General features: G+C 36.8%; 16 protein-coding genes. 12 read left to right on the top strand and 4 right to left on the bottom strand.

Annotated elements, in window-relative coordinates:
- The first annotated feature begins 303 nt into the window (after window positions 1-303).
- Complete coding sequence (refZ, locus tag BALCAV_RS16635) at window positions 304-966, top strand: forespore capture DNA-binding protein RefZ (protein ID WP_003323857.1); 663 nt, start codon at window positions 304-306, stop codon at window positions 964-966.
- 878 nt (window positions 967-1,844) lie between these two features.
- On the opposite strand, the gene hisJ is transcribed toward refZ, so the two are convergent.
- Window positions 1,845-2,663, bottom strand: a complete 819-nt coding sequence (gene hisJ / locus BALCAV_RS16620) for a histidinol-phosphatase HisJ (RefSeq protein ID WP_003324422.1) — start codon at window positions 2,661-2,663, stop codon at window positions 1,845-1,847.
- Window positions 2,664-2,936: 273 nt separating this feature from the next.
- Here hisJ and ezrA point away from each other — a divergent pair, with 273 nt between their 5' ends.
- A complete protein-coding gene (ezrA, locus tag BALCAV_RS16615; protein WP_003324421.1) occupies window positions 2,937-4,628 on the top strand; it encodes a septation ring formation regulator EzrA in 1,692 nt (563 codons plus the stop codon).
- Window positions 4,629-4,699: 71 nt separating this feature from the next.
- Here ezrA and brnQ read toward each other — a convergent pair whose 3' ends face one another.
- Complete coding sequence (gene brnQ / locus BALCAV_RS16610; protein ID WP_003324420.1) at window positions 4,700-6,022, bottom strand: branched-chain amino acid transport system II carrier protein; 1,323 nt, start codon at window positions 6,020-6,022, stop codon at window positions 4,700-4,702.
- 390 nt (window positions 6,023-6,412) lie between these two features.
- Between brnQ and BALCAV_RS16605 the strand changes: the two genes are divergently transcribed.
- From BALCAV_RS16605 to BALCAV_RS16590, 4 genes are all read left to right on the top strand, one after another.
- Window positions 6,413-7,555, top strand: a complete 1,143-nt coding sequence (locus BALCAV_RS16605) for a cysteine desulfurase family protein (protein WP_003324419.1) — start codon at window positions 6,413-6,415, stop codon at window positions 7,553-7,555.
- Between the two features lie 90 nt (window positions 7,556-7,645).
- Entirely contained in the window at window positions 7,646-8,857 is a 1,212-nt protein-coding gene (gene thiI / locus BALCAV_RS16600; protein WP_003324418.1) for a tRNA uracil 4-sulfurtransferase ThiI, read from the top strand.
- A 93-nt stretch (window positions 8,858-8,950) separates the two neighbouring features.
- Window positions 8,951-9,151 carry an alpha/beta-type small acid-soluble spore protein gene (locus BALCAV_RS16595; RefSeq protein WP_003324417.1) on the top strand — a complete coding sequence of 67 codons (201 nt, stop codon included), beginning with the start codon at window positions 8,951-8,953 and terminating at the stop codon, window positions 9,149-9,151.
- Between the two features lie 112 nt (window positions 9,152-9,263).
- A complete protein-coding gene (locus BALCAV_RS16590; RefSeq protein WP_003324416.1) occupies window positions 9,264-10,844 on the top strand; it encodes an amidohydrolase in 1,581 nt (526 codons plus the stop codon).
- Between the two features lie 56 nt (window positions 10,845-10,900).
- Here the strand turns inward: BALCAV_RS16590 and BALCAV_RS16585 are convergent, their stop codons facing one another.
- A complete protein-coding gene (locus tag BALCAV_RS16585; protein WP_003324415.1) occupies window positions 10,901-11,698 on the bottom strand; it encodes an NAD kinase in 798 nt (265 codons plus the stop codon).
- A 157-nt stretch (window positions 11,699-11,855) separates the two neighbouring features.
- On the opposite strand from BALCAV_RS16585, the gene sppA reads away from it, so the two are divergent.
- The 6 genes from sppA to BALCAV_RS16550 all read left to right on the top strand — a co-directional run bounded on the left by sppA (window position 11,856) and on the right by BALCAV_RS16550 (window position 18,319).
- Window positions 11,856-12,854, top strand: coding sequence for a signal peptide peptidase SppA (sppA, locus tag BALCAV_RS16580; protein WP_003324414.1), 999 nt, complete (start codon window positions 11,856-11,858; stop codon window positions 12,852-12,854).
- A 12-nt stretch (window positions 12,855-12,866) separates the two neighbouring features.
- Window positions 12,867-13,481 carry an RDD family protein gene (locus tag BALCAV_RS16575; RefSeq protein WP_003324413.1) on the top strand — a complete coding sequence of 205 codons (615 nt, stop codon included), beginning with the start codon at window positions 12,867-12,869 and terminating at the stop codon, window positions 13,479-13,481.
- Between the two features lie 98 nt (window positions 13,482-13,579).
- The gene (locus BALCAV_RS16570; RefSeq protein WP_003324412.1) at window positions 13,580-14,242 is read left to right on the top strand and encodes a DUF2953 domain-containing protein; all 663 of its coding nucleotides are present in this window, start codon (window positions 13,580-13,582) and stop codon (window positions 14,240-14,242) included.
- A 24-nt stretch (window positions 14,243-14,266) separates the two neighbouring features.
- Window positions 14,267-14,716 (top strand): GerW family sporulation protein, encoded by a 450-nt coding sequence (gene ytfJ / locus BALCAV_RS16565; protein WP_003324410.1) that lies wholly within the window; start codon window positions 14,267-14,269, stop codon window positions 14,714-14,716.
- A gap of 1,082 nt (window positions 14,717-15,798) precedes the next feature.
- Window positions 15,799-16,794 carry a class I SAM-dependent methyltransferase gene (locus tag BALCAV_RS16555; RefSeq protein WP_003324480.1) on the top strand — a complete coding sequence of 332 codons (996 nt, stop codon included), beginning with the start codon at window positions 15,799-15,801 and terminating at the stop codon, window positions 16,792-16,794.
- 337 nt (window positions 16,795-17,131) lie between these two features.
- Window positions 17,132-18,319, top strand: a complete 1,188-nt coding sequence (locus tag BALCAV_RS16550; protein WP_003324479.1) for an acetate kinase — start codon at window positions 17,132-17,134, stop codon at window positions 18,317-18,319.
- Between the two features lie 106 nt (window positions 18,320-18,425).
- On the opposite strand, the gene BALCAV_RS16545 is transcribed toward BALCAV_RS16550, so the two are convergent.
- Window positions 18,426-19,154, bottom strand: coding sequence for a hypothetical protein (locus BALCAV_RS16545; RefSeq protein WP_003324478.1), 729 nt, complete (start codon window positions 19,152-19,154; stop codon window positions 18,426-18,428).
- Window positions 19,155-19,331: the final 177 nt, after the last annotated feature.

Below are 19,331 nucleotides of genomic sequence, written 5' to 3'. Positions count from 1 at the left end.
TTAGAAGTTCGAGAAAAATCGGACAGCCTATAAAGTCAAAAAGCGACTTTTTAGTCTGCCCTTGCCCACAGGACGTGGGTACAAGGCGTTGCGGCAGGATGTCGCGAACTTAGCGTTGATCCTTGATATTCTCACTTCTAAGCAAACGGACTTCGCTTTATAATCAATCTAGCTACGCCTGTTAGAAGCTCGAGAAAAATCGGTTCGTCTTATGAAGACAAAAAGCGTCTTCAGAAGCCGACCCTAATTTTTTCTCGCTTCTAAACAAACAGGCTTCGCTTTATAAAATAGGAGGGGAATGGTATGAGTACAGCAACGAAAGAAAAAATGTTGAATGCCGCGATTAATTTATTTTATATGCAAGGGTTTGATGGAACGTCCGTACGTCATATCGCAGAAAAGGCTAAGGTCAATGTTGCACTCGTCTCGTATTATTTTGGAGGGAAAAAAGGTCTTTTTGAGGAATTGATGATGACCTTCTTTGAAGGATATTTAGCAATTTTGGAATCCGAGGAGAAGAAGGTTTACTCAACAAAAAGAGACCACCTATCTGGTTTATTAAAAGAGCTACTCATTTATCAACAACAAAACCATCATCTTGCTAGACTTGTCCATCGTGAAATGACTTTGGATTCAACTTTAGTAAGGGAATTGATGTCAACATATTTAAGGAAAGAGAAGCATGAAATTGAGTCCATTTTACGAAAAGGGATTCAAAATGGCGAGTTTAAAAAACAACCACTGGATATGGTTACCTTGCAAATAAGGCATCTGATTATTATGCCTTACTTATATCCTCACTATTTACAAGAAATTAATCAGCTCTCAACGACAGAGCCATATTTTATAAAAAGATATATGGAACAAATTAGCCTTTGGATCGATAAATGTTTAGGCAAGGAGCAAAATATAAGAACAAGTAAAGTCTATTTACCCCTTGCAACTATTAAAAATAAGGAATCTTAAATCTCAACTTTCGCAGCGTATGATTGACCCTTAACCGTTGATAGAGATTGACTTTACAGGAACGGTTCAATCGTTGACAGTCTGAATACATCTCTTCGTAGGCTGTTGAAGGAATCTGTTCACTAAAATGAAGTGCTTCGGCTGTCGCTCCCAAAACCATACTCCGCGTCCTGCGGGAACCTGGCGAGCCTCCTCGGCAAGCCTTGCGGGGTCTCGCTCCACGGTTTATTCCCGCGGGAGTCTCCGTATGGTTTTGTCCGCTAAGTGTGGTGGAGATGCTTGATGATATGGCCATTCTCAATCAGCTATTTCTAACGCAGAAGGACCTTCTTCTTCACTTTGTTGGTTATTATGGAACTAAATAGGTAGTTGCCACCTATTTTTTCCTAAGTCTGCAGGAATGAAAACACAGGATTCAAATCGACACCAGCTTGATCATCTAGCTAACGTACAGAGCATCAACACTGATTGGTTTACAACTGGAACGGAATGAGTCATGGAAGGAGAAAAATCATTCTCAAGCTACTGTACTTTGAAGTCATGACTGTTTTTTGTTCAATGAGAAAACTGAACCTAGATTCGATTCCATTATCTAGCGGACAAACAGACACGGAGACTCCCGCAGGAATAAACCGTCCAATGAGACCCCGCAAGCGTGCTGAGGAGGCTCATGAGGTTCTCGGCAAGGAGCGGAGTGTCTGTTTGGGAGCGACCGCCGAAGAAGAGCATTGTCTATTTTTTCTTGATGCACAGTTTATCCGTTTGGTGTGATAGTGCGTTCTCGCTTTTCAAACGTGTCAAGGGCATTTGTTTAAGAGCTTCTATTCGCTCTGCCAACTAGTTGAACGGATTTTTTCGATGCGAAAGTTGAGTTAAATTTAAATAGAGGAAACAAAGGTGATGGTGTTTGGTAATTGGTCTTGACCAGACATCATCCCTTTTATTTGATGGGCATCAGAGCCATAAATAAGAGGAATCTGTAATTCCGCAGCTTTATTAATAATCGGCAACGGAGGATAGGTCAAGCCACATAATGGTTTTAACGTACCAGCTCCATTAACATCTATCGCCAATCCTTTTTCTTTGACAAGAGGAAGAATTGTTTCCAATCTTTTTTCAAACGGATAATGAGTGGGAAATTTTTTAATGAATTTTTGTGTTAGGGTAATATGTCCAATCCGTTTTGGTTTAAAAGGACCTAACTGGGCTGCAATCGATTTTTCGATCGTTTGATAATATAATTCATGTACCGCTTCAGTGGAACCTAACTCTATTGTTAACTGTTCAAATGTTTCGGGGCTATAATCGATACAAGTATAGTTTTGGTTGTATTTAAGAAAATGAACAGATAATAGGCTATCATCTAAATAGGGTCCAAATTCATTTAAAAATGAGGTCGTTTCTTGCTCAAACCCCTCGATATAATCAACCTCTAAACCGATATTAACTTTAAGTTGATTAGCATACTGTCGTTTAATGGAAGTCAGCTCTTTAATATAAAGAGGCAAATTCTCTTTTGACATCGCACTATCTTGTAATGGAACAGGATCAACAAATCCCTCAGGTAAAGGAGCATGCTCAGTAAAACTAATACTTGTAAGACCGAATTTGATCGCCTGTTCACAGTAAGCGTGAATCGAGTCCTTTGACCCATGTGGACAAAATGGTGTATGGACATGTCCATCAAATAAAATCATCTAAATACCGCCTTCTTTCTGTTAAAAGAATCGTTATCGACTATGAAAAAAAGCATACAAAACCTATATTTCATGGTATCATATTACATAGGTGAAAAGGCAGAAATTTAAGGAATTTTGTTGAAAAAGCAGGATTTTCACTCTTTTTGAAGAATGAGAGTTCATACATAAATTTTAATATAATTGTGATTGTGAAAAATATACATATTTTAATTCTTGACCCTATTTTAAAACCTTTTAAGTTAACGGAGCAATTAGGAAGGGAGACTTCTGATGATCATACTATATAGTTTAATTGCCATTGTCATTCTCGTATTTTTGGTTGGTATGCTTTTTCGCAAAAAGATTTATCAAGAGGTAGATCGATTAGAAGGCTGGAAAAATGAAATTTTAAATCGACCAGTTCCAGAGGAAATAAGTCGTGTAAAAAGATTACATATGTCTGGAGAAACAGAACAAAAATTCGAACTATGGCGCAATGACTGGGATGAGATTGTTGGAACGATATTGCCAGATATTGAAGAAGAGCTTTTTAATATTGAGGAATCGGCAAACAAGTATCGTTTTAAACGTGCAAAAGGAATTGTTACTCATATTGACCAACGTTTAGCTAGTATTGAAGAACAGTTAAAAGTGATGTTAGATGATGTCCAACACTTTGTCGAGAGTGAAGAAAAGAACCGGACAGAAATCGGAGCAATCCGAACGAAATTTCAAGAGTTGGAAAAGGAATTACTCCGAAAAAGAGGCTCTTATGGGTTAACGGTTGAAGCCCTTGACCAGTCGTTACTTGAAATTGAGGAAGGGCTCTCTGAATTTGATAAGGCAACTAAAGAGGGAAATTATTTAAACGCTAGAACGATTCTTGGCGATATACAGAAAAAACTTGAGACGAGTTCGATACAAATGGAACAAATTCCAACATTACTCGTTCAATTGCAAGCGACTTTACCCGTTGAGTGCAAAAATTTACGCTTAGGTATTAGTGAAATGGAGCAGTCAGGGTATTATTTAAAGTCCCTTAATTTTGAGAATCGAATTCAAAATATCGAAAAGGAATTGGAAGCTTATTTAACCCAGTTAAAAGAGCTAGAGCTTGATGGAATTGAAGATGGTTTGACGAAGATAAGTGAACAAATTGAACAAATGTATTTAACTTTAGAGGAAGAAGTTGACGCTAAAAAAGCTGTACTAGAGAAACTTCCTGAACAAAAGGATCGTTTAATGGAGCTAGATACGAAACTGCAAGATTTAATGGCAGAAACGAGTCATGTTCAATTAAGCTATCGAATTACAGATGAAGAATTAAAGATGCAAGAAAAGATACGCAAAAAGCTTCAAGAAACGACGAAGCAATTGCAAGTGATTGTGGATGTTTCAGAAAATGAAAAACAAACCTTTACGTCCATTCAAGAAATGATGGAAAAGTGGGTTGAAGCAATTGACCAAATTAAAGAAGAAATGAAAAAAGCAAAAGAAAACTTAGATACATTAAGAGAAGATGAATGGAAAGCAAAGGAAACGGTTACGGAACTTCGTCAAATTCTAATAGATAATAAACGAATCATTCGTAAAAGCAATATTCCTGGCTTGCCATTAATTGTCTTGGAGAAGTTAAAGCAAGGGGAAGAAATTTTAACAAAAACGACGAATCAATTAGAGCAAGTCCCCTTAGAAATGGGCAGAGTAAATGCTTTAATTAAGGATGCTGTTGAAATTATTCATGACAATGAAAAAGTAATAACTGAAACGATTGAGCAAGCCGATTTAGCAGAGAAGTTAATTCAATACGGAAATCGATACCGTAGTAAGTCTGAAAATGTCTATCAAGCATTAACAGAAGCCGAACAACTTTTCAGAAGTTATCATTATGAAGAAGCTATTGAGCTAACCATTCAAACGATCCGCCCATTTGATCAAAAGATTGAAGAACGATTTATGAAGGAAGAAGTACACGCAAGTTAAGCAAGTAACTTCTTTCCATACACTAAAAAGTCATGAGAAGCGTATAAAAGCTTCTCATGACTTTTTGTTTTTTATTCTGAATGATTTTGTAGTTTAGCAATGGTGATACCAATTAATAATCCGATAAGAGCTGGGAAGAACCAACCAATTCCATTATTGTATAAAGGAATATAATCAAGAAATGGTAACCAACTATTCATTGGTAATCCCGCTGCTACTAACCCATCTATTAAACTAAAGATAGACGTTGCAATAATTGTACAAATGTATACCGGTTGTTTTACCTTTACATAAGAGTGGACAATGGCTAAGACAATTAAAGCAATTGTAATCGGGTAAAGGAAAATAAGAACAGGTAAAGAGATTGAAATAAGTTGACTCAATCCTAGGTTTGCCATTAAAAAACTAGCGAATGTAAGGATAAATAGAAAAATGGAATAGCTAATTTTCGGAAATCTTTTCGCCAAAAATTCACTACATGCCGAAACAAGTCCAATCGCGGTTGTTAAACAAGCGACAATGATGACAGCCGCAAGTAATATTGTTCCGAAATGTTGATACATCTCAAAGGACATTTCTGACAAGATACGACCGCCATTATCAAAGGAACCAACGACGGAAACGCTAATCGTGCCTAATAGAGCTAAACTAATGTAGACAAAAGAAAGACCTGCCCCTGCAATTAGTCCTGATTGGATCGTGTATTTGGCAACGAGTTTATTATCTTTAATACCTAAGTCAGCAAGACGATCCATTATGACGATACCAAAAATGAGTGCTGCGATCGTATCCATCGTTAAGTATCCTTCGATAAATCCAGAGAAAATCGCCCCATTTTCATATTTTTCAATGGGGGAATGGATTTGATTAAAATCAAACATAACAAAGGAAGAGAATGTTAAAACCCCAATTAAAATTAATAATAATGGCATTAACATTTTTCCGATCCGATCAATTAGTTTTGAAGGGTTTAAAGATAAAAAATAAGTGAGAACAAAAAAGATAAAAGTTGCGATTAATAAAGACAAGCTTCCTTGCATTTCGTCTGGCAAAAACGGAGCAACTCCTATTTCATAAGTAACAGTACTTGTTCTCGGAATTCCAAAAAAAGGACCGAGTGCTAAATAAATCGCAAACGAATAAGCGATTGCAAACTTGGAGTGGACCCGATTGGCTATTTCAAACATATCTCCATTCGTTTGAGAAATGGCGACAATCGCCAATAATGGTAACCCGACACCGGTTAATAAAAAACCGAATATCGCAGGCAGGACTGATGTACCTGCTTCTTGACCTAATTGAGGTGGGAAAATTAAGTTTCCAGCACCTAAAAATAAGGCAAGCATTAAAAAACCTAGTGCGAATAGGTTTTTATTTGAAAGATTTTGTTTCATTTACAAGGCCTCCATATAGCTGTTAAATCATAGAAGTTCGCTCATAATATTTGTACATTAGTTTTTCTGACCTGTTAATTTTGAATAGTAAAAGAAAGTTCAGAATGTATTTAAATTATTTCCATCTTCTTTACGAGAAATTAAATAACAGGAATAATCAAAAAAATTAAAAAAGTCAAAAACCAAAATACCAATATTCAAAATGAACAACGTCAAATATCTTAACATACTTTAAAGGGCTAATGGAACAGAGGAATGATAAGTCGCAATATTCATTCAATATTTCTTAGGTAATAAAATAACGGTTCTTATATTGTTATTTCAACATTTTATGCTAACATATAGTGATGCAATCTTTTAATTGTCATATGGGGAGTGGATTTAATCACGATGATTTACTTCGATAATAGTGCAACGACAAGGCCTTTAGATGAGGTCATTCAAACATATATAAAAGTATCTAAAGACTTTTTTGGGAATCCGTCTTCTTTGCATACGTTAGGGATGGAAGCTCAAGTTTTATTAGATAAAGCTCGAAAAATGCTTGCTGATCAACTGCAAGTTAAAACAAAAGAAATTGTTTTCACATCAGGTGGGACAGAGGGAAATAACTTAGCGATAAAAGGAACGGCGTTCGCGAGAAAAAATAGAGGCGGTCATTTTATTACCTCAATGGTTGAACATGCGGCAAGTTATGAAACGTTTCTAGAGTTAGAAAGACAAGGTTATGAAGTGACCTATTTAGGTGTTGATAATAACGGACAAATCTCATTGGATGATTTAGAAAAGGCGATCCGCCCTGATACGATTTTGATATCTTTGATTCATGTCAACAATGAAACGGGTGCGATCCAACCAATTGAAGCTGTCTCTAACGTATTGAAGCATTATCCACATGTACGTTTTCATGTTGATCATGTCCAGGGAGCACATAAAGTACCATTAAATCTTGCCAAATTAAGAATCGATTTTTGTACGATGTCTGCTCATAAATTCCATGGTTTAAAAGGGACAGGCTTATTGTATGTAAAAGAAGGAAATCGGTTAGGGCCACTGTTACATGGTGGGGAACAAGAGTTGAAATTAAGAGCTGGAACTGAGAATGTTGCCGGGGTTGTGGCGATGGCTAAAGCTTATCGTCTTGAAAAAGAAAAAAGTTCAGTCGGAAATCAAAAGCTGACAAAATTGAAGGAAAAGCTTATCAATGGTTTAGAAGTGATTGATAAAGTAAGGGTAAATACAGACGTTGAATCTTCAGCTCCACATATTATTAATTTTTCAGTTGGACATATCAAGCCTGAGGTCCTTATTCAAGCTTTATCTAAAGAAAAAATTTATGTCTCAACGAAATCAGCTTGCTCGTCAAAATTATCGGAGCCGAGTCGAATTTTGGTAGCGCAAGGGTTAGATGAAAACGAAGCTAGTAGTGGAATTCGGATTAGCTTTTCTTATGAAAATACAGAAGCAGAAGTCGACATTGTTTTATCTCATTTACACAAAATCATTCCTGATTTATTAAAAGTACATGGTTAAATGTCGTGCTTGATTGTGGGATGGTCATTGATCCGTTTGTAGTTACATGCAAGGAATAATGAAGAACGATTGAAAGTGGAGGGGCATTAGATGGAATATAATCATATATTAGTTCGTTACGGTGAGCTTGCTTTAAAAGGGAAAAACAGGACGTACTTTGAAAAGCAATTGCAACAAAATATGAAATACGCGTTAAAACCATTTCCGGAAACGAAAGTGAAAAGAACATTTGGCCGTATCATCGTTGAATTAAATGGACAAGATTACGAACCAGTTGTGGACAAGTTACAAAATGTTTTTGGAATTCATTCGATGAGCCTAGCGGTTAAGGTTGAAAATGAATTAGATAAAATAAAAGATGCGGCTCTACATTTATTTAATGAAAGTGCTAAAGAAAAGGCGATTCATACATTTAAAATTTCAGCAAGACGAGCTTATAAACCATTTCCAATTGGCTCTCAGGAATTAAATCATCATCTTGGTGGACATATTTTATCAAATACTGATGATATAAAAGTGGATGTTCATCACCCTGATTTAGATATCCGTGTTGAAGTGCGCGAAACAGCTACCTATATTACATCAGGTGTTTATGAAGGAGCAGGAGGATTACCTGTTGGAACGGGTGGTAAGGTTCTTTTGATGTTATCAGGAGGAATTGATAGCCCAGTTGCAGGATATCTCATTTTAAAGCGTGGAGCCAAGCTAGAGGCTATCCACTTTCATAGCCCGCCGTATACAAATGAACGGGCGAAACAAAAGGTCATTGATTTAGCGAAAACGTTAACGAAGTATGGTGCAAGTATTAAACTTCATTTAGTACCTTTTACAGATGTTCAAAAATATTTATATAAAGAAGCTCCAAGTCATTTTCAAATGACGTTAATGCGTCGGATCATGCTTCGTATTAGTGAAAAAATCGCGAATGAAAGAGGAATTTTGGCGTTAGCAACAGGTGAAAGTTTAGGACAAGTTGCCAGTCAAACATTGCACAGTATGAATACGATCAATGAAGTGACGAACTTACCGATTATTCGTCCGCTTGTAACAATGGATAAATTAGAGGTTATTGACATTGCTCATAAAATTGATACGTATGAAACTTCGATATTACCTTATGAAGATTGTTGTACGATCTTCTTACCTTCTGATTCGAAAACAAGACCAAGAAGAGATCAAGCTCATAAATATGAGAGCTATTTAGATATTGAGCATTATGTGAATGATGCGGTTGAGCGAACGGAAACGCTCACGATTTCTGCAAAAGAAGAAGTTCAAAATCAAATAGATGAGTTGTTTTAAATCATTATTTTTCCCATAAAAATTACCATATTTATTTTTGTATGTTTCTTACCTCCAACGCACATTCTATAGTTACAGAAGGAGGTGAGAGACATGGCAAACAGCAACTCTAACCAACTTGTCGTACCAGGTGTACAACAAGCACTTGACCAAATGAAATACGAAATCGCTTCAGAATTTGGGGTTCAATTAGGACCTGACTCTACATCGCGTGCGAATGGTTCTGTAGGCGGCGAGATTACAAAACGTCTTGTTCAAATGGCAGAGCAACAATTTGGCGGATATCAAAAATAATTAAATGAAACTGGCTTAGAGAGAGTAGGAAACTACTCTCTTTATTTAATTTGTGTAAAAAGTTAAAATGAGAAGAAATAGTGAACTTTAAACACATTGGAGATGAGATCAAGTGGGGACTTTATGGATAAATGCAACCTTTTATACAATGGAACGTGAAGGGGAATCAAATGAAGCTATTTTTGTAAAAGATGGTCTGATAAAAGCAGTTGGTTTAAAAGAGCAGTTATTACATAAATACAAACAAGAAATAACAGAAACGATTGATTTAGAACGTGCTTTTGTTTATCCAGGATTCGTTGATAGTCATTTACATATGATTGGCCACGGCGAAAAGCTTTTACGGCTAGATTTATCAGAAGTATATTCCTCGAATGAAATGTATGAATTATTAAAAAAACAAGCAAACCGTGATGATGAGTGGATTATTGGCGATGGCTGGAATGAAAATAATTTTGTAGATCGTAAAATCTTCCACTGTTCAGAGCTTGATCTCATTTCGAATGGAAAGCCAATGATTTTATCGAGGGTTTGTCGTCATGCGGCTTTAGTGAATAGTAAGGCATTAGAATTAGCTGGGATAACAAAAGACACGCCAAATCCAGATGGTGGTGTGATCGTTAAGGATATTCAAGGACAACCTACTGGGTTATTGCTGGATGAAGCGGCTGAATTGGTGAAGCAGGTAATGCCAAATGTGCAAATGCTTTATATAGAAAAAGCGTTAAGACTTGCGATTGATGATATGTTAGCTCACGGCTTGGTTGGTGGACATTCTGAGGATTTAGCTTATTATGGAGATCCACTTGGGACGTTATCTGTTTTTGAACAAGTTATTGAACAGGGGGAGCAAAGATTTAGAGCACACTTACTTGTAAATCATAAAGCAGTTGAACAAGTAGGTGCAATAAAATTAAAAAGACAAGGACGTTATGTGGAAACAGGTGCTTTAAAAATTTTTGCGGATGGAGCTCTTGGTGGCCGAACAGCGCTATTATCTCACCCTTATACAGATGACCCGAGTACATCAGGGGTTGCGATTCATACACAGGAACAATTAAATGACTTAGTGAAACTTGCAAGAGAAAATAATATGAATGTAGCCATTCATGTCATTGGTGATGGAGCTTTAGAAATGACCTTGAATGCAATCGAGGCATTCCCAGCGACCAGTGGACGTGATCGATTGATACATGTTCAGGTCGCACGTAAAGACTTACGGGAACGCATGAAAAAATTACCCGTAATCCTAGATATTCAACCTCGTTTTGTGGCTTCCGATTTTCCTTGGGTACAAGAGCGTTTAGGGATGGAGCGATTGAAGGAATCATTTGCATGGAAAACATTATTGAAAGACGGTCTCGCATGTGCGGGTGGTTCGGATGCCCCGATTGAACCAGTTGACCCATTGTTAGGAATTCATGCTGCCGTTACTCGTAGAAAACCAGAAGAAGGCCATCAAGGTTATAACCCAAATGAACGTTTGACTCCATTTGAAGCGGTTCAACTTTTTACAACGGGAAGTGCTTATGCCATCAATCGAGAAAACTTTGTTGGAAAGCTAAAAGAAGGATATTTAGCAGATATGACTGTATTGTCAAAGGATCTTTTTCAAATTGAACCAGATGAAATTTTGAAAGCAGAAGTATTAAAAACGATTGTAGATGGACGGATAATGTATTCGAAAGAGTAGATGCCTACTCTTTCGCCAAGAGACCTTGCTTATGTATAGCTGCAAGGTCTTTTTCCTTATAAAAACTTTCGTTGGACCCGATCCCAGAAGGAGTTGTTATCGAGTTTTAATACTTTAATATAACGGTTTGCAAGTTGTAAATGGACTTGTTTTACTTGAGGAAATGCTAATGCTTCATTATCGATGCCGATAACGGGATGTTCATTTCCAGTTTGGACAATTTTTAAAGTGAGACTACGATCAGAACCTAAAATAAAAGAAGTACCTAATGTTCGATATTCACTATTATTTAAGGAAGAAATTTCACTTATTTGCATGGATGGTAACTTTGGATCAATTACCGCCCCACCTACTGATTTATTGTAAGCGGTGCTTCCGGTAGGGGTTGAAACGATCATGCCATCACCACGAAATGTTTCAAAATATTGATCGTCGATGATAACATCCATTACAAATGTTTTAATAACACTTGAACGAATCGTACATTCATTTAAACAGTAAAAAGGATCTTTTTGATCAATTTTTACCTTTAAAACAGGGTATCGTCTTACTTTTAATTGTTCTTCCTTCATTGCCATCATTAACGGTTCAAGTTGGTCTAGGGTAAAGTCAGTATAAAAACCTAAATCATCTGTATTTACACCAATATAAATACAATCGTTACGAAAACCGGTTTTTCTGACAGCTTGTAAAAAGGTATTATCTCCACCGACACTTAAAATAAAGTTCGCTTCAAAAGGAGTGGAAGTTGGAATAAATCCATGCTCATTTAAACGCTCCTTAAGAGGTTCAGATAATTGGAGCATTGTTTCAGTTTCCTTAGAAAATAGGTAATACTTATTTTGGTCAGACATGTTTGATCATCCCTTCAGTAATGAATTCAAAATTCGTGATTATGATCTTTTTAATATCTTGGTTACTTATGTTATCATAACCATTGATTAGGAAAAAGAACCCAGTTGCATTTGGCAAAAAAAGTTCAATAAATCAAAAAGAGAAAAGAGGCATTTTATGAATGGGAAAAGGTGGATGGCTTTAGGAGCTGTCGTCGTCTTAGTCGGAGTCGCTATTTTTATGAATTTTCTATCGTTTGCCCAAAACGCGTTACAAGAAATTCAAGGCACTAGTTCGGTAACGGCTGGTCATGAGGAAATAGTGGAAGTCGGTACGGCATCAGGAAAGATTGTTGTGATTGAATTAGATGGGGTCATTCAAGATACCGGTGGAAACCCTGGCTTCTTTGCTGTGGATGGCTATAATCACGAAAAGTTTTTGGAGCAAATGGATACGGCAGCCAAGGATTCTGCTGTTAAGGGAATCATTCTTGATGTCAATACTCCAGGTGGAGGAGTGGTAGAAAGTGCGGAAATCTATGAACGAATTTTAAAAATTCAAGATGAGTATGAAAAGCCAGTTTACATATCTATGGGGAATATGGCCGCTTCAGGAGGGTATTATATTGCTGCACCAGCTAACAAAATTTACGCTAATAACCAAACGATTACAGGATCAATCGGGGTTATTATGGAATCGATTAATATTGCTGGTTTAGCTGAGCAATTTGGAATTGAAGTCAATACGATTAAAAGTGGCGAGTTTAAAGATATTATGTCCTCTACTCGTGAAATGACAGATGAAGAACGTGAGATTTTACAATCAATCATTGACGAATCATTTGACGAATTTGTGCGCATCATCGCAGAAGGTAGGGACATGAGTGAACAGGAAGTACGCGAAATCGCGGACGGGCGTATTTATACAGGGAAGCAAGCATTTGAACTCGGTCTAGTCGATGAATTAGGAAATTTAGAAACGGTGATAGCCGGGTTAAAAGAAGAGCTAGGTCAAGATTATACGGTAGTAAAATATAGTCACACAACACAGCTTACTGATTTGCTGAGAATTGCTGCTCCCAAAATAAATCTAAATCCAGAGCATGAAGCGGCTGCTATGTTACAGTTTTTGCAAGAACAACGCACTCCAACTTTGAAGTACTTATATGCTGAATAAGGGGTGGACGTGATGAATAGTGAACAAGTAGTGGGAATGAAAAGAAGAGGACGAGCCATACATGTTAACCAAAAGGCGAAATTAGCTTATCATGATAGAAAAGAGGCTGTTCTAACGAAAGCGGGAGAAAGGAGTCCTTTAGTTGTAGAGGAGCCAAGTAAAAGGATACATCAACAACTTGAAGAAAGCCAAACAATCGCGACTGTGCGTTATGCTGGATTTTGGATGCGGCTTTGGGCCTTTTTGCTTGATATGGTTGTGTTATTTTCGATAAATAGTATTATTATCCGACCGATATTAAGAATAAATGAGATTGGAGCATCGATTTTATTCACCTTTACGCTTGAATCCTTTGCAGTTGCATTGAGCTTTTTCCTTTACTTTGCCTTTCTAACTAAATATGTGGGGCAAACATTAGGGAAAATGGTATTTGGATTAAGGGTGGTCAGTAAGAACGGGGAAAAGTTAACATGGACACAAGTTATCTTCCGCGAAGGAATAGGGAGACTGATACAGCAAATTTTCTTTTGGACAAAACTCATTTATTTAGTCATTGCCTTTTCTCCAAACAAACAAGGAATTCATGATATGGTCGCTGATACATACGTCATTCATGAAAAGGAATAGTAATTTAAGCCTAGCCAAAAAATTGGTTAGGTTTATTTTTGTTAAAAGAGGAAAACATAGGATCAATTACAAGTGGTAATGGATAAAGGGAGATTATGATGATTTGGTGGATTATATCTGGGGTTTTGTTTTTGTTTGGTATGCTCATTTTTTTGGCAAAAATAACGATAGATTGTCATTATCAACATCAAATAGATGATGATTTATTAACGGTTCAAGTAAAGTTATGGGCGATTCATATTTATACCTTTTCTTCTCCTGTTATAAAAGTTGATCCGAAAACATTGAGTGTTACTCTGGAAGAGAAGAATGAAAGCCCACTAGGGACAACCGACAAAAAGCAAAGATTTACGATTAACTGGTTAAAAAAAGAGATTAAAAAATCGCAAAGGTTTTTACAACAGGTAACTGGATTTTATAAAATTGTTCAACGTTTTATGAAGAAGGTAAAAGTAAAAAAATTGGAATGGCATTCTCAAGTTGGGGTTGATGATGCTGTTTTGACGGCTCAACTTGCTGGGGCATTATGGACATTAAAGGGGGTAGTCATTGGTTTTGTTTCAAACTTTTTTACGCTCGTTCATTATCCACGAATTCAGGTTGATCCTATTTATCAAGGAATGATGACAAAAACGAACTTTTCATGCATGTTCTCATTTCGAATCGGACAAGCTATCATTGCAGGACTTTTGATCGTCAAACATTGGCACAAAACAAAAAAAACTGATCAGCAAGGAAATGCAATGGATCAGTCAATGTAAGAAAATAACAAGGAGGGAAAAGTCATGTCTGATCATCCAATTCAAGGATTAATGAAAACCGCAATGGAAAATTTAAAAGAAATGGTGGATGTCAATACAATCATCGGAGATCCGGTTGAAACACCAGATGGTAGTGTCATTTTACCTGTATCAAAAGTGGGCTTTGGTTTTGCGGCAGGGGGGAGTGAATTTTCCGTAGATAGCCATCACTCAAATGATGGGCATTCGCATCCTTTTGGAGGAGGTAGTGGAGGGGGAGTTTCGATTACGCCTATGGCCTTTTTAATTGTGAATAGTTCAGGTGTAAAAATGGTTCATTTAGACAATAGTACTCACCTCTATGAGCGCTTATTAGATTTTGCTCCACAAGTGGTCGAGAAGATCCAACAAATGATTTACCATGACAAAAAGGGTGAACATCACGACCACCTTAATCACCACGACAATAATTATCGTCAACAGCCTCCTTTGTAGTTGGAAGCTAAGGACAATTAGTGGAAAGCCAACAAGGATAGAGTCAGAATTTAATATGACCGAAACGAGGACCTTTATTTCAGCGTGATGAGATAAAGGTCTTTTTCTTTCCTTTTATCAAAGCAATCCGTTCATTGTTTGATCAACTTAAAGAAAATAACTCAACTTTCGCAGCGTATGATGGACTCTTAACCGTTGATAGAGATTGACTTTAGGGCGATACCATACTCAAATTGACTTTACATGAACGGTTCAATCGATGACAGTCTGAACACCTCTCTTAGTAGACTGTTGAAGAGATCTATTCACTAAAATTATATACTTCGGCTGTCGCTACCAAAACCATACTCCGCGTCCTGCAGGAACCTGGCGAGCCTCCTCGGTACACCTGTGGGGTCTCGCTCCACGGTTTATTCCTGCGGGAGTCTCCGTATGGTTTTGTCCGCTAAGTGTAGGGGAGATGCTTGATGATATGGCCATTCTCAATCAGCTATTTCTAACGCAGAAGAACCTTCTTCTTACCTTTGTTGGTTATGGAACTAAATAGGTAGTTGCCCCCTATTTTTTTCCTAAGTCTGCCGGAATGAAAAGACAGGATTCAAATCGAAACCAGCTCGTTCATCTAGCTAACGTACAGAGCATCAACACGGATTTGTTTACAACTGTAACGGAATTAGTCATGGAAGGAGAAAAATCATTCTCAAGCTCATGTACGTTGAAGGAATGACTATTTTTTATTCAATGAGAAAAGTGAACCTAGATTCGATTCCATTATCTAGCGGACAAACAGACACGGAGACTCCCGCAGGAATAAACCGTCCAATGAGACCCCGCAAGCGTGCTGAGGAGGCTCATGAGGTTCTCGGCAAGGACGCGGAGTGTCTGTTTGGGAGCGACAGCCGGAGGGTATATTATCTTTTTCTCGATGCGAAAGTTGAGAAAATAAGATAAATTTCTTTTTTTGTTTTCTCTTTTCGGTAAGATGGTTAGAATGAAGAGATAAAACAATAAGGGCATATTGAAACGACAGTAGTTAAATAGATGTCATCATTAATGGAGAGAAGAAAAACGGAGGAGTTATTATGTTAAAGCAAGAAGAGCGTTTAGAGAACTTATTTCAATATTTTGATCGGGGTGCAGAGCTAATAAGCGAAGAAAAGGAGCTCTTGTATTTAGATTCATTGGCACTTGTTGCTGACCAGTTATTTAAAGGTGAAATGATTGAAACAAAAAATGAAATTGAAAAGAAAAAACTTCAAACTATATTTGAACAAATCGATTTGGACAAGCTTGATAAAGAGGTTGTACGGAAAACCTTTCAATTAACTGTATTAAAAGGGATGAAGGGCGCTGTTCAACCTCATCATTCCTTAACACCCGATGCGGTTAGTTTATTTGTAAGCTACTTAATAAATAAAGTGTCAGTTGATTTAAAGAAAGATTTTTTGATCACAGATTTAGCTCTAGGGGCAGGAAATCTATTATCAGCTGTATTAAATCAATCGCCAAAGCCAGCTAAAGCGATCGGTTTTGAAGCGGATGAAACTTTATTGAATTTAGCTTTTGTTAGCGCAAATTTACAGCAGAATGAAGTAGAACTTTTTCATCAAGATAGCATTCAACCATTACCAGATTTGAAAACGGATATTGTCGTTACTGATTTGCCAGTTGGTTATTACCCGAATGATGAAGTTGCCAAGGAATATGAGCTAAAGGCACCAGAAGGCCATTCATTTATCCACCACCTTATGATAGAACAGGCGATGAAGCAAACGAGAGATGGCGGTTACTTATTCTTTTTAGTGCCAAACTTTTTATTTAATAGTGATCAGTCTGAAAAGCTGCATAAATTTTTGAAGGAAAAAAGCATTATTTTAGGGTTGTTACAGTTGCCAAAGTCAATGTTTAAATCTGAACAACAGGCAAAGAGTATTTTAATGTTGCAGAAAAAAGGCGAAGGGGTTACTCAAGTTCAGCAAGCCTTATTAGCTGAGCTGCCTTCGTTCTCTAAAGCTGAAGCGTTAGCGGATATGATTAAACAAATTGATCGTTGGTTCAAACAGCAATTAGGAAAATAAAATGATTCATCAATGATATGTTTAGTCACTATTTACTTTCTTATGGAAAGACTACTCAAAAGGTCACTCGCCCTTTTGAGTAGTCTTTTTTTGAGGGTAGGTGCTGTTATTTTAGGGGAAGTGGGGAATGATGGAATTATATAACGCTTACAGAAAACGTTATCAAATCAGAAAATAAAGAATTTAAGAGATATACAGAGAGAAAAGGACAATCCCCTTGAAAAACGGGGAACAGAATGCTTAAATGTAGAAGGGAAAGATTTTTTTAAGTTAAAAGTTGAGAAGAACTACAGACTTCTCATTTACACGTATAAAAACTAAAGGAGCTGTTTATAAAATGGCAAAAATTATCGCGATTAACGCTGGAAGCTCTTCGTTGAAGTTTCAGCTACTAAATATGCCCGAAGAAACGGTTTTAACTAAAGGAATTGTGGAAAGAATCGGGATGAATGATTCTATTTTTACAATTGAAGTAAATGATGAAAAAGTAAAAGAAATCAGTGACATTGTCGACCATGAAGTAGCTGTTAAGATTTTATTAGAAAAATTAACAGGTCAAGGAATTATTGATTCATTAGACGAAATTGAAGGAATCGGACACCGTGTCGTTCATGGTGGCGAGAAGTTTAATGATTCTGTTTTAATTACAGACGAAGTTTTACAAGGAATTGAAGCTGTTTCGGAATTAGCACCTTTACACAATCCAGCGAACATTATTGGAATTAAAGCTTTCCATAGTGTGTTACCAAATGTTCCAGCTGTAGCTGTATTTGATACAGCGTTCCACCAAACAATGCCTGAAAGTTCTTATTTGTATAGCTTGCCTTATGAGTATTATGAAAAATACGGCATTCGTAAATATGGTTTCCACGGAACGTCTCATAAGTATGTGACAGAAAGAGCTTCTGAGTTATTGGATCGTCCAGTAGAACAGCTTCGTTTAATCTCTTGTCACCTTGGAAACGGGGCAAGTATTGCTGCCATTGAGGGTGGTAAATCGATTGATACTTCAATGGGGTTCACACCTCTTGCTGGTGTGACAATGGGAACTCGTTCTGGTGATGTTGATCCGGCCTTAATTCCTTATATCATGGAAAAAACGGGTAAGGATGCTTACGAGGTTATCAACGTATTAAACAAAGAAAGTGGAATGCTTGGAGTAACTGGTTTTTCAAGTGACTTACGTGATATTGAAAGTGAAGCGGAAGCAGGAAATGAACGTGCTGAACTTGCATTAGAAGTGTTCACTTCAAGAATTCATAAATACATCGGTTCTTACGCCGCTAGTATGAAAGGCGTAGATGCGATTATTTTCACAGCTGGAATCGGTGAAAACAGTGACGTTATTCGCGAACGTGTATTAGAAGGTTTAGAGTATATGGGCGTTTATTGGGATCCATCTTTAAATAAGGTACGTGGTAAAGAGGCGTTCTTAAACTATCCTCATTCTCCAGTAAAAGTAATCATTATTCCAACAAATGAAGAAGTAATGATTGCCCGTGATACAGTTCGTTTAAGTCAATAATATGAAGAAAAGCATGGCATAAATGACTATGCTTTTTCTCTTTTTGTTCGCCGAGGCGAACAAAAAGGCCTCTATTCAAGAAAGAATGGAGGCCAATAAAAGAATACTATTCAAGATATTCTTCAAGTTTATTAAGAGTATCAATATCTTCTGCACCAAGGTAATCTTTTACAAGGTCGAATTCTTGGACAATATCAACTGAAATATCTTCCCTATATTCGGTTGTAAGAACTGCATGACTTACATCGTCTCCATTTTCTTCAAGTTCTATTGCTTCATACAAGTTTCCTTCAATCCTTTTAGATAGAAATTGTAATGAATTATTATTTATTTCGATAATATAGATCTCAGAAGCTGGTGTATATAATCCTTCTTCAATATAACTTCCGTCTACTAAAAATAGAACGTATTCCTTATTTTCGTCTATTTCTTCATAATCAATAACTTCAACAGTCACTTCTCCTACTACTTCTCCGTCATCTTCCATTATAGGAAGTTCATCTAAATGGGTAACGCTAGTTTTAATTGAATCTATAACGTCACCTTTGTATGTCTTATTAATGGTAAAATCATAAATTAATCCTTCTGTATAAAAATCGTCTGAAGGAACAGTAGGGTCGTTAGCCGATCGGATCATGTTTTCAGTCCTAATTAATTCATTATAGGTCCCCTTTACAATTACATCTGAATTACCAATTATTTCAGATAGATTATCAGGAAGTTTCTCATCCCTATGCTCATTTATTTGATAAGTCTTATCTGTTGAGGCTGAAGAACTACAGCCAATCAAAATTCCAATTATTAATGAAGCGCCTATTAAATTTATAGATTTCATTTTTTCCTCCCTTTTAAAATCAACCAATTATTTTACCGATTTCTCACATTTTGTATATCTAGACTAGTAGGATTAGTAAGCGTTTTACGATCTCGATTTGTATTCATAATTGTTGACCCGCTTGAACGATCTGCTAAACCTAATGCATGACCCAATTCATGTGTAGCAGTACTCCGA

The organism is Alkalihalobacillus alcalophilus ATCC 27647 = CGMCC 1.3604 (genome assembly GCF_000292245.2).
In the GTDB taxonomy this organism is placed as follows: domain Bacteria; phylum Bacillota; class Bacilli; order Bacillales; family Bacillaceae_D; genus Alkalihalobacillus; species Alkalihalobacillus alcalophilus.
This window is presented reverse-complemented; position numbering and strand designations above follow the sequence as displayed.